The organism is Aminobacter sp. NyZ550 (genome assembly GCF_025628925.2).
Classification (GTDB): domain Bacteria; phylum Pseudomonadota; class Alphaproteobacteria; order Rhizobiales; family Rhizobiaceae; genus Aminobacter; species Aminobacter ciceronei.
In genome coordinates, this window is sequence record NZ_CP114190.1 from 1,120,350 (window position 1) to 1,146,451 (window position 26,102).

The window sequence follows — 26,102 nt, forward strand, 5'->3', positions numbered from 1 at the left end:
GTGACAGGCAGTGAGGATGAGGGGCCGGCGCAATCTCGCCGCATCCTCAAACGGCTGTCGCGTGAGAGCGACCATGGCGGACGTTCGTTTGTCGCACGCCACAGATATGCTGCGAAAGAAGAAGGCGAGACGCCCAATGGCCTCTACATGCTGCTGGGTGCTGTGTTGGCTATCGCGCTTTTCTTCTGGTTGTTGTCTTACATTGCACTGGTGAAAATCTGATGAGCACTGAACAGTCCGGAGCGCCACGCGCGGTCATCGTCGTGTCGAGCCATGTCGCGCGCGGGTCGGTGGGCAACCGCGCGGCGGTGTTTGCGCTGGAGACGCTCGGCCACCCGGTCTGGGCCGTACCGACGGTGATCTTGCCGTGGCATCCCGGCCATGGCCGCGCGACGCGCATCGTGCCGCCGACAGAACAATTCGCCGCCTTCATGGCCGATCTTGAACGGGCGCCATGGCTCGGCGAAGTCGCTGCGGTGCTGTCGGGTTATCTCGGCGAGCCAGGCCAGGTGGAAGCTGTGGCCTCGCTGGTCGAAACGGTGAAGGTGAGAAATCCGAAGGCGCTCTATGTTTGCGATCCCGTCATCGGCGACAAGGGTGGGCTCTATGTCGCCGAGACGCTGGCCGCGGGCATTCGCGACAGGTTGCTGCCCTTGGCCGATATCGCCACGCCCAATCGCTATGAGCTCGAATGGCTGGCGGGTGCCAAGGCCGACGACATGCGTTCGACAATGGCGACTGCCCTCGGGCTCGGGCCGGCAACGATGCTGGTCACCTCGGCGCCGGCGATGATGGCCAACGGCACGGGCAATTTGCTGGTCACCCAGACGCAGGCGCTGCTGGCCGAGCACCGCACGGTCGAGCGCCCGCCGAACGGGCTCGGCGACCTGAGTGCTGCCGTCTTTCTGGCGCGACTGCTGGCCGGGCACACGCCATCCAAGGCGCTGCAGTCGACCACGGCCGCCGTCTACGAGATCCTGGCGCGCACGTCGAAGCGCGGCGGCGACGAGCTGCAGCTCGAAACCGATGCGCAAAGCCTGTCGCATCCGATGGCGATGGTCGAGCTGCGCACGCTCATCCATCCCTCGCGGAGCCGGAAACCCGGCCAGGATTCTGGGGCGTGACGGTTGCCGGCGTCGACGGCTGCAAGGCCGGATGGGTCGCGGTGATCCGCGACGACGCCGGAACGAGAGCTCAGGTGTTCGGCAGCTTCGACGCGCTGTTGGCGGCAATTCCAGACGATGCGGTGGTGGCGGTCGACATGCCGATTGGCCTGCCTGACTTCACCACCAAGGGTGGTCGTGGTCCCGAGATGCTGGTGCGGCCTTTGCTCGGTCAGCGGCAATCGAGCGTGTTTTCGATCCCGTCGCGCGCGGCAGTCCATGCCGAGGCGGCCGAGTTCACCGACCTCGAGGCCTGGTACGCCGCGCATCGCCGGTCGAGCGAGGTCGCTATGAGGACCTCTGAGCCGCCACGCGGCGTCTCGATCCAGGCCTTCGGCATATTTTCCAAGATACGGGAGATCGACGCGCTGATGATCTCGAGGCCGGAGCTGCGTGAGCGCGTGATCGAATCCCATCCCGAAGTGGCGTTCTGGCGGCTGAATGGCGGGCAGGCGATGAGACTGCCGAAGAAGATCAAGGGTCGCGTCAATCCCGACGGCATGGCGGAGCGGAAAACGCTTCTGGCGCGCGTCGGCCATGGCCGCGGCTTTCTCGACCAGCCTGCGCCGCGCGGTGCGGCTGCTGACGACTTCCTCGATGCCTGCGCGATGATGCTGATCGCCGAGCGGCACCGTCGCGGCGAGACCATGAGCTTTCCGTCGCCGCCCGGGCGCGATATCAATGGCATTCCGGTCGCGATCTGGGTTTAATGCTCTCGTCCGACAATTCTCCTGTCCGACAGGGAGGCGTGCGATGTTGCCCGTTCGTACGATTGCAGCAGTCCTGGCGCTGCTGGTGGCTGCCGGCGCCGTGGCGCAGGAGAGCATCGTCGACCGTTGGTATCAGGCGCTGCTCAAGGCGGATGGTCCGACCTTGTCGCAACTGTTGGCCGACAATGCGACGATACGGCTCGACGATATTGGCGTGACCCAGAGCAAGGCGGAGTTCATCGCCTCGATGGATGAATGGCAGGTTGCCGTGAAAGGCGCCAAGATCCGCCACAAGATCGAAGCGGAAATGGGCGAAACGACCGTGGTGCGTACCTGCTACGACTTCCCCAACAATGACATGACGACGCGCGAGACATTTACCGCCAGGAACGGCCTCATCGTCGCCAACACGCAGATGACGATCGGCGAGAATTGCGACGGCTTCTAGGGCGTTTCCGCTTTTCGTCGGTTGCGGAAGCTCTCTGTCTCCATGTCCTGCGCAATTCCGGACGGAAAACTGCTGCTGCTCTAGCCCTGCTTCAGCCGTGCCATCAGCGACGGCTCCGGCAGACGGCGCCAGATCAGCCATGACAGGATGGCAAGGAGGCCCATGATCGGGATCACGGTGGCGAGCGCATTGACCGGGTCACCCATCAATGCCGCCGCTGCACCGCCAACCATTCCCGCGCCCATCTGGAAGAAGCCCATCATGGCGGATGCCGCCCCGGCATTTTCGGGGAAGGGCGCCATCGCCGCCGTCATCATCGCCGGCGAGATCATGGCGATGCCGAAGGCGTAGATGCCGACCGGAACCATGACCAGCAGGAAGCTGGGTTCATAGGTCCTGAGCAGGATGGCCATGGCGATCGATCCGATGGCAACGAAAACCAGGCCGACGGGCACCATCCTTGCTGCGCCGAAACGCTTCATGAAGATGCGCATGACGATCGCGCCGGCCATGAAATTGGCGGTCTGCATCAGCATGCCGACGCCGAACTGGGTGGGCGTGAGGCCGACACGCTCCATCAGAATGAAGGCCAGCACGGTCGCTTGGGTGTAGATCGCGCCGGTCGTGCCGGCGATGACCAGGCAGCAGAGCACGAAATAGGGGCTGCGGAAGAGCGAGCCGTAGGAGGCAACGAGGGCTTTCGGCCTGATGCGGCTGAGGTCGCGCGTCACCGTTTCGCGCAGGGCAAAGATCGCCACCAGCATGACGACGACGCCGAGCAGCACCATCACCACGAAGATGGCATGCCAGCCGAACAACTCCATGGTCAGGCCGCCGAGGGTTGGCGCGATGGCCGGGCCGAGGGCCAAAAGGATGCCGATCATGTTCATGATGCGGGCGGAGCGTTCGTGGGTGAAGACGTCGCGAACGACGGCACGCGCCACCGAAACACCGACGGCGGCGCCGACGCCCTGCAGGAAGCGCGCGACGACGAGCGTTTCGATGTTCGGCGCCATCAGCGCCAGAACGCTTGCGGCAAGATAGATCGCCATGAAGGCGAGCGTGATCGGGCGGCGGCCAAAACCGTCGGAGAGCGGGCCACAGACGAGCTGGGCAAAGGCAAAACCGCCGAAATAGAGCGACAGCGTCATCTTGACTGCAGCTTCGGTGGTGCCGAAGGCCTGGACGATCTCGGGCATGGCCGGCGTGAACAGCGCCAGCGAGATCGGGCCGATGGCAACCATCAGGCCGCCGATCAGCGACACCCGGCGCTCGCTCATGATCGGTGCGGTTTCCACAAGGTCCAGCGCCTGGCTGATATCGGTGCGCATGTTCATGCCGCCGTGTCCTCGCCCGATAGCGCTTCGGTGCGCGTGGCGAGCAGGTTGGTGCGGGCTGCCCGCAGTGAAACGAGAAGGCGCTGCCAGTCGTCCGGATCGATGCCAAGCGCTGCCTCGCTTCGGATCGCGGCGGCGATCGGCTCGATCTGCCTGACGACGGTGGACCCGGCTTCGGTGAGGGTGACCAGCTTGGCACGGCGATCGGCCGGATCGGGCTGGCGCTCGACGAAACCCTTGGCTTCTAGCCGGTCGACAAGACCGCTCAGGGTCATCGCTTCGACACCCAGCCGCTCGGCCAATGCCGTCTGCCTGATCGGACCGGTGCGGCTGACATTGAGCAGCGCCCGGCCCTCGCCGGTGGTCAGGCCGAGGCCGGCTTCAGTGGTGCGGCGGTCCATCTCGGCGCGGATGATGCGCGAGAGATCGTTGACGATGAAGCCGAAAGTGTCGGTTTCCGGACTGGCAGGCATTTTAGTAAGTAATCCTTATTATATGGGTTACTTAGTTTACGTGAGGCGACGAGTCAATGCGGTTGCGCAGTTACCGGTCCGGCCCTACATCGAGGCTGTCCGAACCGAATGCCAATCGAGGAAGCCATTCATGTCCGCCAGCCAGAACATCGATCTCGCGCGTCATCCGCTGACCCATTGGACCGGGCCGCTCGGCCTGCCGGATTTCACCAGGATCGAGGACAGCGATTTCGGGCCGGTGTTTGATGCAGCGCTTGCCGCGCACGCCGCCGAGATCGATGCGATTGCCGCCAATGCGGAACAAGCGACGGTCGCCAACACGCTTGAAGCAATGGAGCTCGCAGGTGATGCGCTCGACCGCGTGTCCTCGATCTTCTGGTGCCGCGCCGGTGCCCACACCAATGACGCGATCCAGGCGATGGAGCGTGAGATCTCGCCGAAGATGGCTCGCCATTTCTCGGCGATCTCGATGAACGAGAAGCTGTTTGCACGCATAGACGATCTCTACTCCCGCCGCGCTTCGCTCGGCCTAGACCCTGAGACGCTGAGGGTGCTGGAAAAAACCTGGAAAGGCTTCGTCCGTTCGGGTGCCAAGCTCGACCCGGTGGGCAAGAAGCGGCTTGCCGCTATCCAGGAAGAGCTTGCCTCGCTTGGCGCCAAGTTCGGCCAGAACGTTCTGGCCGACGAGAGGGAATGGGTGCTGTTTCTCGACGAAGGCGATCTCGACGGCCTGCCGGAATTTGTCCGTGGTGCGATGGGCCAGGCTGCCGAGGCGCGCGGCGAGACGGGTAAGTACGCCGTCACCTTGTCACGCTCGATCTATGAGCCGTTCACGACGTTCTCCGAGCGGCGTGACCTGCGCGAAAAGGCATTCAAGGCCTTTGCGGGACGCGGCGAAACAGGTGGCGAGACCGACAATGCCAGCATTGTGCGCGATACGCTCAGCCTGCGCGCCGAAAAGGCCAGGCTGCTCGGCTATGACAGCTATGCGGCGCTGAAGCTCGACGACACCATGGCAAAGACCCCCAAGGCGGTGATGGAGCTGCTCGAGCCGGTGTGGAACAAGGCGCGCGAGAAGGCCGCCGCCGACGAGACCGAACTGCAGCGCCTTGCAGCGGCCGCCGGCAGCAACGACAAGCTCGCCGCCTGGGACTGGCGCTTCTATCAGGAGAAGCTGCGGGCGGAGAAATACGCCTTCGACGAGGCCGAGCTGAAGCCCTACCTCCAGCTCGAGAACGTCATCAAGGCCTGCTTCGATGTCGCGACGCGGTTGTTCGGCATCACCTTCAAGGAAGTGCCCGATGTTGCCGCCTGGCATCCCGATGCCAGGGTGTTCGAGGTGTTCAACGCCGACGGCAGCACGCGCGGGCTCTTCCTCGCCGACTATTTTGCCCGCCAGTCGAAGCGTTCGGGTGCCTGGATGAGTGCGCTGCAGTCAGGCTACAGGCTGGGCAAGGGCTCGACGCCGATCATCTACAACATCATGAACTCCGCCAAGCCGAAGGCCGGCGAGCCGGCGCTGCTGTCGCTCGACGAGGCCAAGACGCTGTTCCATGAATTTGGCCACGCTTTGCATGGCATGCTGACCGATGTCACCTGGCCGTCAGTGGCGGGCACCTCGGTCAGCCGCGACTTCGTCGAATTGCCGTCGCAACTCTACGAACACTGGCTGACGGTGCCGGCGGTGCTGGAAAAGCATGCGCTGCACTACAAGACCGGCAAGCCGATGCCCAAGGCTCTGCTCGACAAGATGCTGGCTGCCAAGACTTTCGGCGCCGGCTTTGCCACCGTCGAGTTCGCTTCGTCGGCGCTTGTCGACATGGCCTATCATGCCCGGCCGGACGCACCGACGGAGCCCGCCGCCTTCGAAGCCGAGACACTGGAAAAGCTCGGCATGCCGGATGCGATCGTCATGCGTCACCGTACGCCGCATTTCCTGCATGTGTTCTCGGGCGAGGGCTATTCGGCCGGCTACTACTCCTACATGTGGTCGGAAGTGCTCGACGCCGACGCCTTCGCCGCCTTCGAGGAAACCGGCGACGCCTTCAATCCCGGCATGGCCGAGAAGCTGCGCAAGCACATCTATGCGGCAGGCGGTTCGGCCGATCCGGAAGAACTCTACAAGGCCTTCCGCGGCAAGTTGCCGTCGCCGGAGGCGATGATGGAAAAGCGCGGCCTCGTCTAGGCCGCGGACGGGCAGGCCGATGGAACTACCGGCAGCATTGCGGGCGGCGGTCGACCGGGCGCTGGAAGGCGTGCCGCTTGGCGAGTTGCAGCGGGCTGCCGACACCTTGTCGAGCCGCTATCGCGCCGAGTTGCGCGATGGAAAACTGCATCTGTCGGACGAGATGTTCGCCAACGCCTATCTGGCGACGCGGCTGCCGGCGACATTTGCGGCCGTCAGGGCGAGTCTCGAAAGTGCCGCCGAGCTGATGCCTGACTTTGCGCCGAAAAGCCTGCTCGACGTCGGTGCCGGTCCAGGCACGGCACTTTGGGCGGCTTCGGACTGCTGGCCGAGCATCGATTCCGCGACGATGCTCGAGGCAAGCCAGGCGATCCGTAAGGTTGGCCTTGCGTTGTCGGCGCATTCGGGCGTTGCGCATGTGGATTGGCGCGTGGCGGATGCCGCCAAGAGCTTCGAGGCCGACAAGGCCGATCTGGTGACGCTGGCCTATGTGCTGGACGAGTTGTCGCCGGCCGAGGGGCTCGCGTTGGTCGAGCGCCTGTGGGCTGCCACCGATGGCCTGCTTGTCGTGGTCGAGCCCGGCACGCCGGCCGGCTGGCAGCGCATGATGGCGGTGCGACAGCGCCTCATCGATCTCGGCGCACATCTGACTGCACCTTGTCCGCATGCCGACGCCTGCCCGATCGTCGAGCCCGACTGGTGCCATTTTTCGCGCCGCGTGGCGCGCTCGCGGCTGCATCGGCTGACCAAGCGTGGCGAGGTGCCGTGGGAAGACGAGAAGTACATTTTCCTGGCCGCGTCGCGCATGCCGGCTGAACCATTCCGCGCCCGGGTCTTGGCGCCGGCGCGCGGCGGATCGGGCAAGGTCCAGCTCAAACTGTGCCTGGAAAATGGCTCGATCGAGGAAAAGCTCTTGACCAAGCGCGATGGCGAGCTGTTCAGGTCGGCACGACGGGCCGACTGGGGCGACTTCTTGTAGGCTTACCGGCGGGCAGAAAATCGGCCGATTTGCCTGCCCCCCTTTCGCATTTGCGAAAAAAGCTGTATGAGCCCGGCCACACGAAACGCGGCGCGTCGACAGGCAGTGCCCGCAACGCTCCCGAGTAGACATATGAACCTCCGCAATATCGCGATCATCGCGCACGTCGACCATGGCAAGACCACGCTCGTCGACCAGCTTCTCAAGCAATCCGGCTCGTTCCGTGAAAACCAGCGCGTCGCCGAGCGCGCGATGGATTCGAACGATCTCGAAAAGGAACGCGGCATCACCATCCTGGCCAAGGCGACTTCGGTCGACTGGAAGGACACCCGCATCAACATCGTCGACACCCCTGGCCACGCCGATTTCGGCGGCGAGGTCGAACGCATCCTGTCGATGGTCGACAGCGCGATTGTTCTGGTCGACGCTGCCGAAGGCCCGATGCCGCAGACCAAGTTCGTGGTCGGCAAGGCGCTCAAGGTCGGCCTGAAGCCGATCGTCGTCATCAACAAGATCGACCGTCCTGATGGCCGCCATCAGGAAGTCATCAACGAGGTGTTCGACCTGTTCGCAGCCCTCGACGCCACCGACGAACAGCTCGACTTCCCGATCCTCTACGGTTCGGGCCGCGATGGCTGGGTTTCCGAGAATCCGGAAGGCCCGAAGGACCAGGGCCTGGCGCCGCTGTTCGACCTCGTGCTCAAGCACGTACCGGCACCGACGGTTCACCCCGGCCCGTTCCGCATGATCGGCACCATTCTCGAGGCGAACCCGTTCCTCGGTCGCATCATCACCGGCCGCATCGAATCCGGCACGCTGAAGTCCAACCAGCCGGTCAAGGTGCTGCACCATGACGGTTCGCTGCTGGAAACCGGCCGCGTCTCCAAGATCCTCGCCTTTCGTGGTCTCGAGCGTCAGCCGATCGAAGAAGCGCAGGCAGGCGACATCGTTGCCATCGCCGGCCTTTCCAAGGGAACCGTCGCCGACACCTTCTGCGACCCGGCCGTGACCGAGCCGCTGCATGCGCAGCCGATCGATCCGCCGACCGTCACCATGTCCTTCATCGTCAACGACTCGCCGCTGGCCGGCACCGAAGGTGACAAGGTCACCAGCCGCGTCATCCGCGACCGTCTGCTCAAGGAAGCCGAAGGCAACGTCGCCCTCAAGATCGAGGAATCGGCCGACAAGGATTCGTTCTACGTCTCCGGCCGTGGCGAATTGCAGCTGGCCGTGCTGATCGAAACGATGCGCCGCGAGGGCTTCGAGCTTGCCGTGTCGCGTCCGCGTGTCGTCATGCAGAAGGACGAGAACGGCGACCTGCTCGAGCCCGTCGAAGAAGTCGTCATCGACGTTGATGAAGAGCATGCCGGCGTCGTCGTCCAGAAGATGTCGGAGCGCAAGGCCGAGATGGTCGAGTTGCGTCCTTCAGGCGGCAACCGCCAGCGTCTGGTGTTCCATGCGCCGACGCGCGGCCTGATCGGCTACCAGTCGGAACTGCTCACCGATACGCGTGGCACGGCTGTCATGAACCGCCTGTTCCACTCCTACCAGGGCTACAAGGGCGAGCTGCCCGGTCGCACCAACGGCGTTCTGATCTCCAATGATCAGGGTGAGTCGGTTGCATTCGCCATGTGGAACCTGGAAGACCGCGGCCCGATGGTCATCGACGCCGGCGTGAAGGTCTACCAGGGCATGATCATCGGTATCCACAGCCGCGACAACGACCTCGAGGTCAACGTGCTGAAGGGCAAGAAGCTGACCAATATCCGCGCCGCCGGCAAGGATGAAGCAGTGCGCCTGACGCCGCCGATCCGCATGACGCTCGAGCGCGCGCTCGCCTGGATCCAGGACGACGAACTGGTCGAAGTGACGCCGAAGACCATCCGCCTGCGCAAGCTCTATCTCGACCCGAACGAGCGCAAGCGCTTCGAGAAGTCGTCGAAGACCGCCGGCGCGGCATAAGCCACGCGGCACAAATCAAGAGGGCGTCTCCAATGGAGGCGCCCTTTTTGCTTTGGGGCGTGGGTGCGACCCCGACTACATCTCGATGATGGGTGCGACTTCCACCGAACCACCGGCGTGGAGGATAGGGCAGCCCTTGGCGATGCGCGCGGCGTCGGCGGGATCCTTGGCGTCGAACACCGAATAGCCGCTGACCGGATTGGCGCCGCCGTCATTGGTAACAGCGCCGTTGGCGGCAACCGTCTGAGACTTGCCGACCGGATTGCCGCCATCGACGACGGCAGCGCCCAAGCCGGCAAACCAGTCCATCCAGGCCTTCATCACCTTGGCGCCTTCTTCCTCCGATTGCGGCATGGCGCCGCCGTGATAGACGAAGAGAAACTTGGCCATGACATCTCCTCCGTGGCGTGCCGAGGTGCCGGCCACCCGACATCGTGCCGGCGCGCGAGCTATTCATTTGCCTGTAGGCTGTCCTGGACAACCTGCTTTCCTGTCCGATCTCGCAAAGTTGATGGCATAGGCGCCTGGTTCGTCTGGCGGTTGCAAGTTGCGGCGCATGCCGTAAGGTTCCGCGACCAGCCATTCGGGGATGACGATGGAACCGACTTCGCTTCTGATCTTTGCCGGTGCTCTGCTTGTTGCCGCCGGTTCGCCCGGGCCTTCCATTGCAGCACTGGTGGCACGGGTCATCTCGAAGGGCTTTCGTGACGTGTTGCCGTTCCTGGCGGCGATGTGGATCGGCGAGGCGATCTGGCTTTCGCTGGCGGTGTTTGGCCTCGCCTTCGTGGCGCAGTCCTTTCACATGGCCTTCGTCGTGGTGAAGTGGGCTGGCGTCGCCTATCTCGTCTACCTCGCCTGGAAAATGTGGACGGCCCCCGTCGACACGCGCGAAGGCGAGATGCCGAGCCAGGATTCTCCGCTCAAGCTTTTCGCTGCCGGCATGGCCGTGACGCTCGGCAATCCCAAGATCATGATGTTCTATCTGGCGCTGTTGCCGACGATCATCGACCTGGCTTCGGTGAGCGTCGTCGGCTGGCTGGAACTGACGCTGACGATGGCGGCGGTGTTGATCGCCATCGACCTCGCCTGGGTGTTCGCAGCAGCACAGGCGCGCAAGCTTTTGCGGAGCAAGCGGGCGATGCAGATTGCGAATCGGGTGAGCGCCACGACCATGGCGGGTGCGGCCGCGGCGATTGCCGCGAGGTAAAAGGCCAAAGTTTTGTCAGGCCGGGTGCGCGACGAGCCTTGGGGACGCTGCGTCAGCCTATTTTGCAGGCAATTTCTGCCTGCCCGATAGGCGTTTTTGCCTACCTTCCGTCAAACCTTTGTCGCTAAAGGCAGGCCATCTGCTACGATAATCGCAAAAGCATGTGACGGGACGGGAGAAACTAGCGTCATGGCCGCATCTGTGAAGTCTAAGGCGAAATCCGCCAAGACTGCATCCGCCTCCAAATCCTCCAACAGACCTCCCCAGCTGCACGAATTGCTGCTCGCCCGAGCGCCGGCCGAGGACGTGGCCGATTACGAGCCGGGCATGCTGGAGCGCGCAGCACAGCTCGCCGAGCAGGCCGTGCTCAAGCACCGCAAAGGTTCTTCGGTCATCGACATCGAGACCGACGGCAGCGTCGTCCGTCATGACCGGCCGGTCACTGTCGTCACCGTCGTCAACGACAACATGCCGTTCCTGTTCGATTCGGTGCTCGGCGAGATCACCGAAGCCGCCGGCGAGCCGGTGCTTGTCACCCACCCGGTCATCCACGTGCGCCATGGCCGCACCGGCGTCGACGAGATCCTGAGCGATGGCGGCCACAAGGGCGAGGAGGCGGCCGACAAGGTCAGCGTCATTCACGTCCACATCCCGCCGCTCGGCAAGGATGCCGCCGAAGCGTTGCGCGAGCGGCTGAAGAAGCTGCTTGGACAGGTGCGCGCCGCCGTCACCGACTGGAAGCCGATGCTGGCCAGGCTCGACCAGGCGATCTCGGAATTCCGCTATGCGCCGATCCCGCTCGACAAGAACGCGGTGACCGAGGCGATCGCCTTCCTCGAATGGCTGCGCGACGACAATTTCACCTTCCTCGGCATGCGCGAATTCAAATATTCGGGCGGCGAAAAGAGTGGCGTACTGGAACGCTCCGACAAGCCGGGCCTCGGCATCCTCGCCGACCCCGACGTTCTGGTGCTGCGCCGCGACACCATCGACGCGACGTCGACGACACCCGAAATCCGCGCCTTTCTGCATGGCCCGGATCCGCTGATCGTCACCAAGGCCAATGCCAAGTCGGCGGTGCACCGCCGCGCCTATCTCGACTACATCGGCATCAAGACCTACGACGCCAAGGGGCAGCTGTCGGGCGAACTGCGCATCGTCGGCCTGTTCACCTCGACCGCCTACACGCGCTCGGTGATGAAGATTCCCTATCTGCGCTCCAAGGCCGAAACCGTGGTGCAGAAGTCGGGCTTCGACCCTGCCGACCATTCCGGCAAGGCGCTGATCAACGTGCTTGAATCCTATCCGCGCGACGAGCTGTTCCAGGTCGCCGTGCCGACACTGCGCAAGCATTCCGAGGCCATCCTCGGCCTGATCGAACGGCCGCGCGTGCGTGCGCTGGTGCGTGTCGACCAGTTCGATCGCTTTGTCTCGATCCTCGTCTTCGTGCCGCGCGACCGCTACGATTCGGTGGTGCGCGAGAAGATCGGCGCCTATCTCAAGTCCGTGTTCGAAGGCCGCCTGTCGGCCTATTACCCGGCCTTCCCCGAGGGCGGGCTAGCGCGCGTCCATTTCATCATCGGCCGCTCCGGCGGCAAGACGCCCAAGGTCGAGCAGACGGCCATCGAGGCGGCAATCCGCGATATGGTGCGGACCTGGGAGGACGGCTTGCGCGAGGCTTCAGCCGAGGCCGGCTCATCCGCATCTTTCGTCAGGCTCGCCAGCCACTTCCCGCAGGACTACCAGAACAGCTTCTCGCCGGCGGCAGCCCTCGTCGATGCCGAGCGCATCGCCTCGATCGGCGCATCCAACCCGATCGTCATCGACTGCTATCGCGACACCGGCCAGGCGCCCACACAGGCCTCGCTGAAGATCTATCACCACGGCGCGCCGGTGGCGCTGTCGCGGCGCGTGCCATTGCTCGAGAACATGGGCTTCCGCGTCATCAGCGAGCGCACATTCGAACTGGGCGAGAAGGGCGAAGACCAGATCTTCATCCATGACATGGAGCTGGAGAACGCCTACGGCCAGCCGATCGACCTCGCCGACAGTGGCGCGCTGTTCGAAGAGGTGTTCCTGTCGGTCTGGAACGGCGACGCCGACAATGACGGCTACAACGCGCTGGCGCAGACGGCAGGTCTCGGCTCCAACGAGATTCTTATCCTGCGTGCCTATGGCCGCTACCTGCAGCAGGCCGGCATTCCACAGAGCCAGGATTTCATCGCGGCAGCGCTGAACCGCTATCCCGATATCGCGCGCGGCCTGCACGCGCTTTTCCTCGCCCGGCTCGATCCGGCACAGGAACAGGACGGCCTGGTCACCGCCAAGCACCTCAAGGCCAAGATCAAGGACGCGCTCGAGGCGGTCCCCAATATTGACGACGACACCATCATCCGGCGCTACGTCAACCTGATCGAGGCGTCGCTCAGGACCAACCACTTCGTGGCGGGTAAGAAGGAACGTGGCCAATCGCTGGCGATCAAGCTCGACTCGCGCAGCGTCGAAGGCCTGGCAGAGCCGCGGCCGTGGCGCGAGATCTTCGTTTATGGTTCGGAGGTCGAGGGGCTGCATCTGCGCTTCGGCGCGGTGGCGCGCGGCGGCCTGCGCTGGTCTGACCGTGCCCAGGACTATCGCACCGAGGTGCTTGGCCTGGTCAAGGCGCAGCAGGTCAAGAATGCCGTCATCGTGCCTGTCGGCGCCAAGGGCGGCTTCTTCCCCAAGCGCCTGCCCGTGGGCGGCAGCCGCGACGCGGTGTTCGAGGCCGGCAAGGCTGCTTACGTCAATTTCGTCTCCAGCCTGCTGTCGATCACCGACAATCTCGACGGCGACAAGGTGGTGCCGCCGGTGGGTGTTGTCCGCCGCGATATGGACGATCCCTATTTCGTCGTTGCCGCCGACAAGGGCACGGCGACCTTCTCCGACACGGCCAACGGCATCAGCGAGAAGCACGGCTTCTGGCTCGACGACGCCTTCGCCTCGGGCGGCTCGGCCGGCTACGACCACAAGAAGATGGGCATCACGGCGCGTGGCGCCTGGGAAGCGGTCAAACGGCACTTCCGCGAGATGAACCGCGACATCCAGACGACGCCGTTCACCGTCGTCGGCGTCGGCGACATGTCGGGCGACGTCTTCGGCAACGGCATGCTGTTGTCCGAGCAAACGAAGCTGATCGCCGCCTTCGACCACCGCGACATCTTCATCGATCCCGAGCCCGATATGGCCGCGTCCTTTGCCGAGCGCAAGCGGATGTTCGACCTGCCGCGTTCGAGCTGGCAGGACTATGACAAGTCCAAGCTGTCGGCAGGCGGCGTGATCGTTTCGCGCGCCCAGAAGTCGGTGACGCTGCCGCATGCGGCGGCAACGGCGATCGGGCTCGCCAAGACGACGGCATCGCCGACCGAGATCATGAACGCCATCCTGCGGGCGCAGGTCGACCTGTTGTGGTTCGGCGGCATCGGCACCTATGTCAGGGCGACCGGCGAATCCAACCAGGAAGTCGGTGACCGCGCCAACGACGCGATCCGCGTCACCGCCACCGACCTCAGGGTCAAGGTGATCGGCGAGGGTGCCAATCTCGGCGCAACCCAACGGGCGCGCATCGAGTTCGGTCTCAAGGGCGGGCGCTGCAACTCGGACGCCATCGACAATTCGGGCGGCGTCAATTCGTCCGACGTCGAGGTCAACATCAAGATCGCGCTGGCTTCGGCGATGCGCAAGGGCACGCTGCAGCGACCGGCACGCAACAAGTTTCTCGCCGAAATGACCGAGGAGGTTGCCGGGCTGGTGCTGGCCAACAACTACGAGCAGACGCTGGCGCTGTCGGTCGCGGCCAAGCGCGGTATTCAGGACATCGCGCATCAGGGCCGCTTCATGAGCGCGCTCGAGGCGCGCGGACTGCTCGACCGCGCCGTCGAGAACCTGCCATGGCCGCCTGCTCTGGCCGAACGCCAGACGCGTGGCGAGCCGCTGACCCGGGCCGAGCTTGGCGTGCTGCTCGCCTATGCCAAGATCGTGCTGTTCTCCGACATCGTCGCCAGCGACGTGCCCGACGAAGCCCATTTCGAACGTGATCTGCTCGGCTACTTCCCCGAGCGCATGGCCAAGAAATATGCCGCCGAGATCGGTGGTCACCGGCTGCGCCGCGAGATCATCGCGCGTGTCGTCGCCAATGATCTCGTCAATCGTGGTGGGCCATCCTTCGTCAACCGGCTGCAGGAGGCCAGCGGCCGTTCGGCGGCCGATGTGGTGCGGGCTTTTGCCGTCGTGCGCGATGGCTTTGCTCTGCCGGCGCTCTATCGCGAGATCGACGCGCTCGACAATGTCGTCGACGGCACGCTGCAGCTCGACCTGTATCAGGCGGTCAGCCGGCTGATCTTCGGTACCAGCGGCTGGTATCTGCGCAACGAGCACAGCGACGCGCCATTGGCGAGCCGCATCGCCGAGCTGCAGGAAGCACGCGCAGCACTGGAGCCGAAGTTCTCAGGCATGCTGCCTGCCTTCACACGCGAGCGCATCGAAAACCGCAAGGCTGGCTTTGCCGCCGCCGGTGCGCCGGAGAAACTGGCCGAGCGGCTGTCGCTGCTCGAGGCAGGCGAACTGGTGCCCGACATCGCCCTGGTGGCCAAGACCGCCAAGGCCGACATCCTGGCAGCGGCGAAGGCGTTCTTCGGCGTCAGCGAGGCGTTCCGCATTCCGCGGATCGAGGATGCAACGCATGCGATCGCCACCTCCGACTATTATGAGGGGCTGGCGCTGTCGCGTGCATCCGACACCATCGGTGCAGCGCGACGCGGCATCGCGGTTGCGGCATTGACCGGTTTCGGCAAGGCTGCCGATCCGGTCGCGGCATGGCTCGACGCCGGCGGCGACAGGACCAACCGCACCCGCGACAGGCTGCAGGCCCTGACGGAGGGTGGCGACATCACCGTGTCGCGCCTGACGGTGGCGGCCGGCCTGATGAGCGACCTGTCGGGCCGCTGAGCCCAATGCGATGATGCCTGCCACTGAAATCGTGGCAGGCATTTTCCTCAAGGACCACGCAAGCGAACTGCGCTATAGCTCCAGACGACGCGCTGATGCGGCGCGCGCGGAGGGATGATGGCTGACACGATGGTGGTTCAACGCACGCCTCGGCGTGGCGTCTGGGGATGGATGTTTTTCGACTGGGCGGCGCAGCCGTTCTTCACCGTGGTCACCACCTTCATCTTCGGTCCCTATTTCGTCTCGCGCATGGCGACCGATCCGGCCATGGGCCAGGCAGCCTGGGGTTACGGCATCGCCGCAGCCGGTTTCGTCATCGCCATCCTGTCGCCGGTGCTTGGCTCGATCGCCGACCAGACCGGCCCGCGCAAGCCATGGATCGCATTCTTTGCCGCGATCAAGATCATCAGCCTGTGCCTGCTCTGGTATGCCGAGCCCGGATCGCCGCTGGTGCCGATCGTCCTGCTGTTTTCGCTCGCTTCGGTGGCGGCGGAGTTCTCGATCGTCTTCAACGATTCGATGATGCCTCGCCTTGTTTCGAAGGAGGAGATCGGCAAGATTTCCAACATCGCCTGGGGTCTTGGTTATCTCGGCGGCATGATCGTGCTGATCTTCGTCGTCGGTTTCCTGGCTGCGTCGCCCGAGAGCGGCAAGACCATCATCGGTGCGGCCCCGCTGTTCGGGCTGGACCCGGTGGCAGGCGAGGATGCTCGCGCCGCAGGCCCGATCTCAGCACTCTGGTACCTCGTCTTCATCCTGCCGATGTTTTTCTTCACGCCCGACAGCGGTAGGGGCATGGCCATTAGGCCTGCCGTCCGGGAAGGATTGTCTGAGCTTAGGTCGACGCTGGGCGAGGTGCGCCAGCGCACCGGCATCTTCCGCTTCCTCGTCGCCCGCATGATTTATCAGGATGGCGTCAATGCCTTGCTCGGCCTCGGCGGTGCATTCGCGGCCGCGATGTTCGGCTGGTCGATCACCGAGATCGGCATTTACGGCATCATACTCAATGTCGTCGCCATCTTCGGCTGTCTCGCCGCCAGCCGCCTCGACACCAGCTTCGGCTCCAAAGTGGTGGTGGTGTTTTCCCTGGTGCTGCTGACCATTGCCACCATCGGCATCGTCTCGACCGGACCGGGTTATACGCTGTTCGGCTTGTGGCAGATGCCTGGTGCCGATACCAACGGGCTGTTCGGCACGCCCGCCGAGAAGGCCTACATTGCCTTCGGCCTGCTGGTCGGCATTGCCTTCGGCCCGGTGCAGGCGTCGTCGCGCTCCTATATGGCGCGCAGTGTCTCGGCCGATGAGGCAGGGCGCTATTTCGGTCTGTATGCGCTGTCGGGCCGGGCGACCAGCTTCGTCGCGCCGTTCGTGGTCGCGACAGTCACCGCCCTGAGCGGCTCGCCACGGCTTGGCATGGCGATGATCATCATATTCTTCGTCGTCGGGCTGGCAGTGTTGTTGCGCACGCCCTATCCGGCTGACGAGGTGAAATAGCGGATATTATCTTCCCCCTGTGGGAGAAGCTGTCTCCGAAGACGACGGATAGCGGTGCTGGACGAGGCGGTGCGTCTCAAGGTTTCGGCGCTCGCCGCTTTTCTGGCACCACCTCACTCCGTCCAGAACCCCTCGTCCGGCTTTGCTCCGCTCACTACCTTCTCCCGCAACAGGAGAAGGTATCTGCCCCTCAGTGCTTGAAGTGTCTCACGCCGGTGAAGATCATGGCGATACCATGGGCATCTGCCGCGGCGATGACGTCGTCGTCGCGCATCGAGCCGCCTGGCTGGATGACAGCAGTGGCGCCCGCCTCGACGGCAGACAGCAGACCGTCAGCGAAGGGGAAGAAGGCATCGGAGGCAACCACCGACCCCTTGGTCAGCGGGTCGGCGAGGCCGGCGGCTTCCGCGGCATCCAGCGCCTTGCGGGCGGCGATGCGCGATGAATCGACCCGGCTCATCTGGCCGGCGCCGATACCCACCGTGGCAAGATCCTTTGCGTAGACGATGGCGTTCGACTTGACGTGCTTGGCGACACGGAAGGCGAATTTCAGGTCTTCGATCTCGCGTTGGGTCGGCTGTCGCCTGGTCACGACATTGAGGTCGAGCGTATCGACGACGGCGTTGTCGCGCGATTGGACAAGCAGGCCGCCTGCAACCGACTTGACCGAAAGGCCGGCGCGATCCGGATCGGGCAGGCCGCCTGTCACCAGAAGGCGCAGGTTCTTCTTGGCAGCGACGATGGCCTGGGCCTCCGGCGTAGCCTCCGGCGCAATGATGACTTCGGTGAAGATCTTGACGATCTCCTCGGCCGCCTCGGCGTCGAGAATGCGGTTAAGCGCAACGATGCCGCCGAAAGCCGAGACGGGGTCACAGGCGAGCGCCCGGGCATAGGCCTCGGTCAGCGTTGCACCCTCGGCGACACCGCACGGATTGGCGTGCTTGATGATGGCGACGGCGGCCGTGCGGACAGGGTCGAACTCGCCGGCCAGCTCGAAGGCGGCGTCGGTATCGTTGATGTTGTTGTAGGACAGCTGCTTGCCCTGGAGCTGGGTCGCGGTGGCGACGCCGGGACGCTTGTCGCCGGTCAGGTAGAAGCCGGCCGATTGATGCGGGTTCTCGCCATAGCGCATGACGCTCTGCAGCTTGCCGCCGAAAGCGCGCCAGTCGGGCGTCTCGATCTCGAGCGCCTCGGCAAACCAGCCCGAGATCGCCGCGTCATAGGCGGCGGTGCGGGCAAAGGCCTTGGCGGCGAGCTTCTTGCGGAACTCGTAGGTCAGGCAGCCATTGTTGGCGACGATGCTGTCGAGCACGTCCTTGTAGTCGGCCGGGTCGGTGACGATGGCGACATAGGCGTGGTTCTTGGCCGAGGCGCGGACCATGGCCGGGCCGCCAATGTCGATGTTCTCGACGATCGAGGCGTAGTGAGCGCCGGAATCGCGGACCTCCTCGAAGGGATAGAGATTGACCACCACGAGGTCGATCGGCTCGATGCCGTGCTCGGCCATGGCAGCGACGTGCTCGGGGTCGTCGCGGACGCCGAGCAATGCGCCATGCACCGACGGATGCAGCGTCTTGACGCGGCCGTCCATGATCTCGGGGAACTTGGTGAGTTCGGAAACGTCGCGGACGGCGATGCCCTCGGCCGAAATACTCTTGGCGGTGCCGCCGGTGGAGACCAGCTCGACACCGACATTGGTCAGGCACTTGGCAAATTCGATCAGCCCGGTCTTGTCGGAGACCGACAGCAAAGCGCGCCGGATCGGCACGAGGTCGGGTGCGGGGATCTTCTTGGAAACGACGGCCATGGGTGGCGGGCCCTTCAAAGTTGGGAGCGGAAACTTTGCTTGCGGGCGGCCTAGCACATGAGGCCCGGAAATCAAGGCGCGCGGCAGCGCGTGCAGGCTATTTCCCTGGGTAATGCCGTTCAGCCGCGCTAGCCGTCGAGCCGGTTGATGATGCGCGTGCGCGAGAACTGCCAGTGCACCTCGGAGATGTCGGAGGCCTTGAACGACAGCACGATCTGGCGCGAGCGGCGGGGGCCGCCGAGACCGGCGAAATAGATCGATTCCTCGACCTCGGCCGCGACATCCGGCGAGACGAAGACCCAGGTGTCGATGTCGGGGCCTGTCAGCACCAGCCGCTCCTTCTGGTCGCGGAACAGCTGGACGTCGGGGTGGACGTGAAAGCGGATGGTGACGAGGTCGCGGCCGTCGTTCTTGATCGGCGACTTGCCGGCGCGAAGGATACGGTCGCAGCCCGACAGGATGCTGCCGCCGGCCGACAGGCTCAGCTCGCGCTCGTGATGGAGGCCGAAGCGCTGGGCGTAGCCGTCATGGCGGGCGACGAAGCCATGGATGCCGGGTCTGTCCAAGCGCTGGGTCGGCACCGATTTCGGTCCGCCAAAAAGCGGGCTGCCGAGCACGCCGCTGACGCGTTGCGAGTGGGCGAAGCTGGCCGACGAGGTGTCGTTGATGGTGACGGTGGAGTGAGCCGCGGTGGCCCGCGCCAGCGGCCTGAGATCGGCTGCGCCATAGGTGTCGATGCCGGCGTTGACGATGTAGTGCTGGCGGCCCGACGACATCTCGAAGGCAAGGCAACCGGCATGGGCCTGGTTCGACACGTCGATCGGCGGTGCCGTGCCGGTGTCGGCAATCACCGTCGTGCCGCCCATGGCGAGGCGCTCGTAGCCGGAATGGGTGGCGTGCAGTGGCGGCGAGCCGGCGGTGTCGTCATGGCGCAGGATCGCCACGATGCGGTCATGGATGGTGGCGCCCATGCCGTTGAAGCGGGCGAGGCTGCCGTCCTGGTGGCGGAAGAAGCGCAGTGCCGGCAGCATGCGCTCGACGGCATTGATCAGCGCCAGCGGCGGCTGCTCGGCCTGGTTGGCATAGGTGTGGCGCAGCGGCAAAAGGTCGGCGAGAATTTCGAGAACCGCCATCGGATTGCGCGAGATGTGCCCGCCGTCGGGCAGGATCTGGCGGTCGAGCTCCTCGGCGAGGTTGCGCGTGGCCGAGCGCAGCGCCGAGACAGGCGCCGGCAGCGACAATGCGGCGAAGGCGAGCGCAACACGGGCGCGGAGCCTGTCCTTGCCGTCGGGCATGTCGGGTGACATCGACCGGAGATAACGGATCTGCATTGCCAGCGAACGCAGGAAAGACCGGTAGAAGGCGAACTCGGCGCCCTGCAGCACGACCGAGGAGTGCTGCAGCCAGGCGATGACGCGCTTGGCGGTGGTTGCCGGTTCCCAGGCGATGCCGGAAATCCGGCTGCCATGCAGCGCGATCCAGTCTGACACCAGGGCGCGGGCGTTGGCGGCGGCCAGCTCGGTGCCGGCGGCGCGCATATGGCGCAGCCAGCGGAAGCCATGCAGGCTGCGCTGCCAGCCGCGATTGGGCACGTCGATCAGGAAGGGCGACTGGCCGCCGGTCTCGACAAGATGGCCCGACAGCGGAAAGCGGCCATAGTAGATTTCGAGCGCGATCTGGGGATCGGCCAGGCGCAGATCCGGCGGCGCGATAAGTACGCGTTCGGGCGTGCGCCCGGAGTAGCGCCAGCTGTAGGCCGGCCCGGCGCGCAGGCGCCGGCGCGTCTTACGCCAGAACTCCTTGGCAACGAGAGCCCAAAGACGCGTCGTGTTGTCCGCCGCGATCGACAATACCCCTCCTGACGCAACCCCACGTCGTACACAAATTAGGTTGTTTCAATGGCGGGCGCGAGGGTGAATTTTTCGTAAACGCCGTGTTGATCAGGCGATGCGTCGGAACCTTGCTGCAAAGAAGCCATCCAGGCCGGAGATGGCGGGATTGCCGATGTCGAGGCCAGCGGGCGTGGTGCGCAAAAAGCCGGTGGCGGTGACGAAATCGTCGATGCCTGCGACCTCGCCTGTCCGAATCGGGTCAAGTTCGACCTTGGCCTTGTGATCGGCGAGGAAGCCGGCAACGAGCGCTTCGCCTTCCTCGGGATCAAGCGAGCAGTTGGAAAAGACAATTCTGCCGCCAGGTCTCACCAGCTTGACGGCGCGGTCGAGCAAAGCGCGCTGGACGCCGGCGAGCTTGGTGATGTCGGCGGGCGACTTGGTCCAGAGCACGTCCGGGTGGCGGCGCACCGTGCCGGTGGACGAGCAGGGCGCGTCGAGCAGGACGGCATCGAACAGCTCGGCCGGCTCGTAAGTGAGAATGTCGGCATTGACCTTGTCGGCGTCGAGGCCAAGGCGCTCCAGATTGCCGGCAAGACGGGCGAGGCGGTTCTTCGAGGCTTCGACCGCTGTGACCCTGGCGCCGGTGAGCACGAGCTGTGCCGTCTTGCCGCCGGGGGCAGCGCAGAGGTCGGCGACGCGCTGGCCGGTGACGTCGCCGAACAACTTTGCCGGCAATGCGGCGGCGGCGTCCTGGACCCACCAGGCGCCTTCGGTGAAGCCCGGGAGTTCGGCGACGGGGCCGGAGAGGCGTTCGATACGGATCGTTCCGGTGGGCAGCACGGTGCCGCCCAGTTGCTCCGCCCACATGGCCGGATCCGCCTTGGCGGTGAAATCGACCGGCGCCTCGATGCGATGCGCGGCGAGGATCAGCTTTGCCTGATCGGTGCCATAGGCGGCCGTCAAGCGCTCGACAAACCAGTCCGGCGCGTCACTTGTCGTTGCCAGCATTTCGGGCAGTTCGGCGTCCTTGGCACGCGCAAGGGTGCGCAGCACGCCATTGACCAGGCCGGAGAAGCGCACGGTGCGCGGGTCGGCCTTGGCGTGGGTGACGGCGAGGTCGACGGCGGCGCTGTCGGGAATGTCGAGGAACAGAATCTGGGCTGCCGCGACATGAAGGATGTGGGTGAGAACAGTCGCGTTGGCCGGCAACGGCTTTTCCAGCCGGCGCGCCAGCAATTTGGTGATGGTGACTCGATGACGAAGCGCGGTGGCCAGGATGGCGCGGACCAACCCGCGGTCACGCATGTCGAGCGCGCGGAACTGCGGGTGGCCGTGTTCGTGATCGGTCAGGCCGTCGAGTGGGGTCCCGGCGTCGATCGTCGCGGCAAGCAGGCGGGCGGCCGCCATGCGCGCAGCGATGCCGGGGACATCGGGAACGGTGGACCGGCGGCTGCCCTTGGCATTGCCTGAGCGTGCGCGGCTTCGCTTCTCGTCGCGCTGACCGCCGCTCACGACCTCGGGCCCTTCGGCCCGGTCGGATTGCGGCCCCATGGGCCGGACGGACGTGGCTGTTCGGGTGCCGGCTGCTCGGCCGGGCGACCGCCCCAGGGACCTTGCTGGCCGGAAGGTGCGCTGCGCTGCGCCGTCGGCTGGGGTGCCGTGCGCTGGGCTGGACGACCGACACCCTCGTTCGCCATCGCCTGCAGGGCGGCGATGCGGTTTTCTGTATTGGGGTGGGTCGAGAAAAGATTGTCCATGCGCTCGCCGGATAGAGGATTGATAATGAAGAGGGGAGCCATCGCAGGATTGCGCTCGGCTTCGGGGTTGTGGATGCGTTCGACGTTGCGGGCGATCTTGTCAAGGGCCGAGGCGAGCCAGAGCGGATTGCCGCAGATCTCGGCGCCGCGCCTGTCGGCCGAATATTCGCGGGTCCGGCTGATCGCCATCTGCACCAGCATGGCGGCAAACGGCGCCACGATCATCGCCACCAGAACGCCGACGAAGCCGAGCGGATTGTTGTTGTCGCGGTTGCCACCGAAGAAGAAGGCGAAGTTGCCGAGCATCGAGATCGCGCCGGCAAGGGTCGCGGTAACGGTCATGATCAGCGTGTCGCGGTTTTCGATATGGGCGAGCTCGTGCGCCATCACGGCGGCGACTTCCTCATGGCTGAGGCGCTGCAACAGGCCGGTGGAAGCGGCGACGGCGGCATTTTCGGGATTCCGGCCGGTGGCAAAGGCGTTGGGCTGCGGGCTGTCGATCAGATAGACCCTGGGCATCGGCAGGCCGGCATTGGCGGCAAGGCCACGCACGATGGCGTAATATTCAGGTGCGTTGCGCTCGTCGACCTCGATGGCATTGTTCATGCGCAGGACCAACTTGTCGGAATTCCAGTAGCTGAACAGGTTCATGCCTGCAGCGATCAGGAAGGCGATGGTCATGCCGCCGGAGCCGCCGATCAGATAGCCGACGCCCATGAACAGCGCCGTCATGGTCGCCAGAAGCATCGCCGTCCGCATCATGTTCATCGTTCACTCCGTCCTTTTCCGCGCGCGCCAGGGTCGATCACGGCTGTGCGCTTCGCTATATGATGGGAGAGACGAGGGTGCGTTTCAATCATTTCCGAGGAATCCCATGGACGACGCCAAGCCGCAGACCGATCTGGAAACGCCTGCGCCACGGCAGCTTTCGCCGGCGGCCAAGCGTGCGCTCGCCGAAGCGGAAGCGCGCCGCGAGGCCTACAAGGCCGAAGAAGCGAAGCTGCCGCGCGAGATCGGCGGCCGTGGCGGCAAGGAGCCCGGGCGCTATGGCGACTGGGAAATCAAGGGCCTGACCAGCGACTTCTGACGCGGCTGGGTCGGGTCTTCCTTGCACGACTGCGATGGAACCGAAATCGCGAGCCGGTCGTTCTCCAAGGGACCGTGCAAGGAGCTGCCATGACCAGGATGATTTCGGGACTCGCACTTGTTGTGCTGCTGGGTGCCGTGCCCGCGCAGGCGCAGACCAAGGAACCGGCGGTGCCGCCGCAGAATTCGCTCAAGCTGTCCGAGATCATCGCCAAGATCGAGCAGCGCGACCAGTTCCACTACATCTCCGAGATCGATTGGGAGAGCGAAGGCTATTACGACGTGACCTACTACACATCCGACAAGGCCAAGGTGGAGATCAAGGTCGATCCTGTCACCGGCGAGCCGAGGTTGTAGTTTCGCAACGCCTGCTCTCGGGCGTATTGCTCAATCAACGACATAGGAATAAATACCTTGAATGGATTCGAATCCGCTCAAGGTTATTTCGGTGCTGGTTTGTGTCGGCCTTGCCTCTCCCGTAGAAGCCAAACGGCGGGACAATTTCGCCGGGCCGGTCAGCGCGCGCGTCGTCGAGGTGATCGACGGCGACACGCTCCTGGCCGAGGCCGAGATCTGGCCCGGGCAGACGCTGCGGGTGAACATCCGCATTCGTGGCATCGACGCACCGGAGATGAAAAGCCGGTGCGTGGATGAACGAACCGCGGCACTGGCGGCACGAGCAGCCCTTGCCCGGCTTGTCGCTGAGGGTCCGATAAGTCTCTCCAATATCGGTGGCGCCAAATATTACCGCCGTGTGCTTGCCGACGTCAGCACCGGAGACGGTGAGGGGGTCGCCAAGGCAATGCTCGAAGACGGGCTGGTGCGCGCTTATGGCGGCGGCAAGCGGGACAGCTGGTGTAGGTGACCCGATCTGGCACAGGCTCTGTGTGCCGAAGTGAGGCGGCGCCAGCGGTGCTGCCGTCACCATGGTGAATGAGCGGTAAACAAGCCCGCCGGTTTCCAGGGGGGTTAACCCCACATTCACCATGTGGATCACTGATCTCAATGAAAATCAATGACTTGATGCGGTGATGCCGCCGTGCCCGGCTGAATGGGCGGCCGCGGCCGATTTCCTGCTTTGCCCTTGCCAGAGGCACACAGGCGGCGGGGCAGGACATGCGGAAATTTCAGGCACTGGCACGGGCGGCAAGGCGTTTCACCGGAGACAGCAGCGGCAACTTTGCCATTCTTGGCGGTATCACCATTTCCATTCTCGCCATGGCAGCCGGCTACGGCATCAACACCGCGCAGTTGTTCAACGTGAAGTCGGGTCTGTCGCAGGCGGTTGATGCCGCGGTGACGTCGACCGCCCGCGATCTGACGACCGGCAAGATCAAGCTCGAGGATGCGGACGAGACAGTCGCCGCGTTTGTCGAAGCCAATACTGACAGGCTGCTCGCCCCTGGCGAGAAGGTGGTGGTGGGCAAGACGCTCGTCGATCGTCTGGCGGGTACGGTCCAGGCGACCGCCTATATCGACGTCAAAGTGTTTTTCTCACTTTTCGGTAGTGCCAACAAGCGACGCATTTCGGCGACGACGGCGTCGCTTTACTCCGACAAAGACATCGAAGTTGCGATGATGCTCGACGTCACCGGGTCGATGAAAGGCCAGAAGATCAGGGATCTTAAGTCGGCGGCGGAGAATGCAGTCGAAAAGCTGCTTGAGAATCCGCGCACGCGCGTGGCGCTGGTGCCGTATGCAGAGTCTGTGAACGTCGGTGCGCTTGCGGAAAAGACGGTCTTCGTTGAAAAAGCGGGGGCACGCGACCTGCCTCCGCCTGATGATGCAACGCCCAGGGAAATATCTATCAACACAGGCAAGCAGTCGGACAATTGCGCGAGCGACCGCAAGACTCCGGCCCTTGAAGCGGACTTCACTGACGACGGACCGGCCACGAAACGCGTCGGGCCCGATGGACGGATTTACTCTGCGAAGGTCAACCTGGACGATCGGGTTTCAAGCTGCCCTGCTGCCAGTGTGGTGCCGCTTACCGCGGATGCTGACAAGCTCAACAAGGCAATTGACAAGTTTTCGGCGAATGGCGTGACAGCTGGAGCTATCGGCGTTCAGTGGGCCTACTACATGCTGTCCGACAAGTGGCGCGCCGCGATCAAGGACGCCAAGATGGGTGACGGTCCGGCGGACATGGATCCTGCCAAGGTCACAAAAGTGGCTATCCTTATGACCGACGGGCAGTTCAACAAGGCCTTTGCCGGTGTCAGGAACACCTCCGACGGGGCCGCTTCCAGGCGCTATGCCGAAAGCCTGTGCGCATCGATGAAGGAAAACGGCATCGAGATTTTCACTATCGGCTTCGACTTGAACGATCCAGCTATGTCAAAGACCGAAAGAGACCAGGCCAAGGCGGTGCTCAAGAATTGCTCGTCGCCAGACAAATCGCACATCAAGCACTACTACGAGGCATCGACAGGCACCGAGCTCGACGAGGCATACAAGGCAATCATTGACGCCACCGAACTACTCTATCTGACGATGTAAGTTCCAAGAAAAAAGGCCGCCCTTCTTGCGAAGAGGCGGCCTTTCCGTGTTTCCGTCCATGGCGCGGCTCAGGCTGTTACCAGCCGCGCATCTCGCGCCTTAACGGGAAGACTGCTTCCCGAAAGGGCAATCCGCTGAGGCCACGTTCTGGAAAACGAAATCACTCGACATCGGATCACCTCC

Annotated in this window: 21 protein-coding genes; 14 read left to right on the forward strand and 7 right to left on the reverse strand. The window is 64.3% G+C overall.

All coding sequences use genetic code 11. The features are described 5' to 3' along the window. From N7E70_RS05545 to N7E70_RS05560, 4 genes are read left to right on the forward strand one after another with little or no spacing between them, the layout of a single operon-like run. Positions 1-222 (forward strand): hypothetical protein, encoded by a 222-nt coding sequence (locus N7E70_RS05545; protein WP_154386225.1) that lies wholly within the window; start codon positions 1-3, stop codon positions 220-222. After that, complete coding sequence (pdxY, locus tag N7E70_RS05550) at positions 222-1,124, forward strand: pyridoxal kinase PdxY (RefSeq protein WP_067956485.1); 903 nt, start codon at positions 222-224, stop codon at positions 1,122-1,124. The genes N7E70_RS05545 and pdxY overlap by 1 nt, the downstream gene beginning before the upstream one ends. Further along, positions 1,121-1,873, forward strand: coding sequence for a DUF429 domain-containing protein (locus N7E70_RS05555; RefSeq protein WP_067956488.1), 753 nt, complete (start codon positions 1,121-1,123; stop codon positions 1,871-1,873). Before pdxY ends, N7E70_RS05555 begins: the two co-directional genes overlap by 4 nt. 43 nt (positions 1,874-1,916) lie before the next feature. Next, positions 1,917-2,321: a nuclear transport factor 2 family protein gene (locus N7E70_RS05560; RefSeq protein ID WP_067956490.1), complete on the forward strand. Its 405-nt coding sequence runs from the start codon at positions 1,917-1,919 to the stop codon at positions 2,319-2,321. 80 nt (positions 2,322-2,401) lie between these two features. On the opposite strand, the gene N7E70_RS05565 is transcribed toward N7E70_RS05560, so the two are convergent. Together N7E70_RS05565 and N7E70_RS05570 are read right to left on the reverse strand one after the other, a co-directional pair. Continuing rightward, positions 2,402-3,658 (reverse strand): multidrug effflux MFS transporter, encoded by a 1,257-nt coding sequence (locus tag N7E70_RS05565; RefSeq protein ID WP_067956491.1) that lies wholly within the window; start codon positions 3,656-3,658, stop codon positions 2,402-2,404. Then, positions 3,655-4,131 (reverse strand): MarR family winged helix-turn-helix transcriptional regulator, encoded by a 477-nt coding sequence (locus tag N7E70_RS05570; protein WP_067956493.1) that lies wholly within the window; start codon positions 4,129-4,131, stop codon positions 3,655-3,657. Before N7E70_RS05570 ends, N7E70_RS05565 begins: the two co-directional genes overlap by 4 nt. Positions 4,132-4,261: 130 nt before the next feature. Between N7E70_RS05570 and N7E70_RS05575 the strand changes: the two genes are divergently transcribed. The 3 genes from N7E70_RS05575 to typA all read left to right on the forward strand — a co-directional run bounded on the left by N7E70_RS05575 (position 4,262) and on the right by typA (position 9,257). Beyond that, the gene (locus N7E70_RS05575; protein WP_154386224.1) at positions 4,262-6,316 is read left to right on the forward strand and encodes a M3 family metallopeptidase; all 2,055 of its coding nucleotides are present in this window, start codon (positions 4,262-4,264) and stop codon (positions 6,314-6,316) included. A gap of 19 nt (positions 6,317-6,335) precedes the next feature. After that, complete coding sequence (locus tag N7E70_RS05580; RefSeq protein ID WP_067956497.1) at positions 6,336-7,295, forward strand: small ribosomal subunit Rsm22 family protein; 960 nt, start codon at positions 6,336-6,338, stop codon at positions 7,293-7,295. Between the two features lie 132 nt (positions 7,296-7,427). Then, positions 7,428-9,257: a translational GTPase TypA gene (gene typA, locus N7E70_RS05585; protein ID WP_067956499.1), complete on the forward strand. Its 1,830-nt coding sequence runs from the start codon at positions 7,428-7,430 to the stop codon at positions 9,255-9,257. Positions 9,258-9,332: 75 nt separating this feature from the next. On the opposite strand, the gene N7E70_RS05590 is transcribed toward typA, so the two are convergent. Beyond that, complete coding sequence (locus N7E70_RS05590) at positions 9,333-9,647, reverse strand: YciI family protein (protein ID WP_067956501.1); 315 nt, start codon at positions 9,645-9,647, stop codon at positions 9,333-9,335. A 205-nt stretch (positions 9,648-9,852) separates the two neighbouring features. Between N7E70_RS05590 and N7E70_RS05595 the strand changes: the two genes are divergently transcribed. The 3 genes from N7E70_RS05595 to N7E70_RS05605 all read left to right on the forward strand — a co-directional run bounded on the left by N7E70_RS05595 (position 9,853) and on the right by N7E70_RS05605 (position 16,938). Then, on the forward strand, positions 9,853-10,464 hold the full coding sequence (locus tag N7E70_RS05595) for a LysE family translocator (RefSeq protein WP_067966014.1): 612 nt from the start codon (positions 9,853-9,855) through the stop codon (positions 10,462-10,464). Positions 10,465-10,653: 189 nt separating this feature from the next. Continuing rightward, the gene (locus N7E70_RS05600; RefSeq protein WP_263005756.1) at positions 10,654-15,444 is read left to right on the forward strand and encodes an NAD-glutamate dehydrogenase; all 4,791 of its coding nucleotides are present in this window, start codon (positions 10,654-10,656) and stop codon (positions 15,442-15,444) included. A 117-nt stretch (positions 15,445-15,561) separates the two neighbouring features. Further along, on the forward strand, positions 15,562-16,938 hold the full coding sequence (locus N7E70_RS05605; RefSeq protein WP_442866495.1) for an MFS transporter: 1,377 nt from the start codon (positions 15,562-15,564) through the stop codon (positions 16,936-16,938). 190 nt (positions 16,939-17,128) lie between these two features. Here N7E70_RS05605 and purH read toward each other — a convergent pair whose 3' ends face one another. The 4 genes from purH to htpX all read right to left on the reverse strand — a co-directional run bounded on the left by purH (position 17,129) and on the right by htpX (position 23,102). Further along, entirely contained in the window at positions 17,129-18,745 is a 1,617-nt protein-coding gene (gene purH, locus N7E70_RS05610; RefSeq protein WP_263005758.1) for a bifunctional phosphoribosylaminoimidazolecarboxamide formyltransferase/IMP cyclohydrolase, read from the reverse strand. 128 nt (positions 18,746-18,873) lie between these two features. Further along, positions 18,874-20,595 carry a heparinase II/III family protein gene (locus N7E70_RS05615; RefSeq protein WP_263005759.1) on the reverse strand — a complete coding sequence of 574 codons (1,722 nt, stop codon included), beginning with the start codon at positions 20,593-20,595 and terminating at the stop codon, positions 18,874-18,876. Between the two features lie 90 nt (positions 20,596-20,685). Beyond that, positions 20,686-22,089 (reverse strand): RsmB/NOP family class I SAM-dependent RNA methyltransferase, encoded by a 1,404-nt coding sequence (locus N7E70_RS05620; RefSeq protein WP_263005760.1) that lies wholly within the window; start codon positions 22,087-22,089, stop codon positions 20,686-20,688. After that, complete coding sequence (gene htpX / locus N7E70_RS05625) at positions 22,086-23,102, reverse strand: zinc metalloprotease HtpX (RefSeq protein ID WP_263005761.1); 1,017 nt, start codon at positions 23,100-23,102, stop codon at positions 22,086-22,088. The genes N7E70_RS05620 and htpX overlap by 4 nt, the downstream gene beginning before the upstream one ends. A 106-nt stretch (positions 23,103-23,208) precedes the next feature. Here htpX and N7E70_RS05630 point away from each other — a divergent pair, with 106 nt between their 5' ends. The 4 genes from N7E70_RS05630 (at position 23,209) to N7E70_RS05645 (ending at position 25,919) form a co-directional block, all read left to right on the forward strand. After that, positions 23,209-23,421 (forward strand): DUF1674 domain-containing protein, encoded by a 213-nt coding sequence (locus N7E70_RS05630; RefSeq protein WP_263005762.1) that lies wholly within the window; start codon positions 23,209-23,211, stop codon positions 23,419-23,421. Between the two features lie 89 nt (positions 23,422-23,510). Further along, complete coding sequence (locus N7E70_RS05635; protein WP_263005763.1) at positions 23,511-23,777, forward strand: PepSY domain-containing protein; 267 nt, start codon at positions 23,511-23,513, stop codon at positions 23,775-23,777. 61 nt (positions 23,778-23,838) lie between these two features. Further along, on the forward strand, positions 23,839-24,285 hold the full coding sequence (locus N7E70_RS05640; RefSeq protein ID WP_263005764.1) for a thermonuclease family protein: 447 nt from the start codon (positions 23,839-23,841) through the stop codon (positions 24,283-24,285). 353 nt (positions 24,286-24,638) lie between these two features. Continuing rightward, positions 24,639-25,919, forward strand: coding sequence for a VWA domain-containing protein (locus tag N7E70_RS05645; RefSeq protein ID WP_263005765.1), 1,281 nt, complete (start codon positions 24,639-24,641; stop codon positions 25,917-25,919). Positions 25,920-26,102 lie beyond the last annotated feature (183 nt).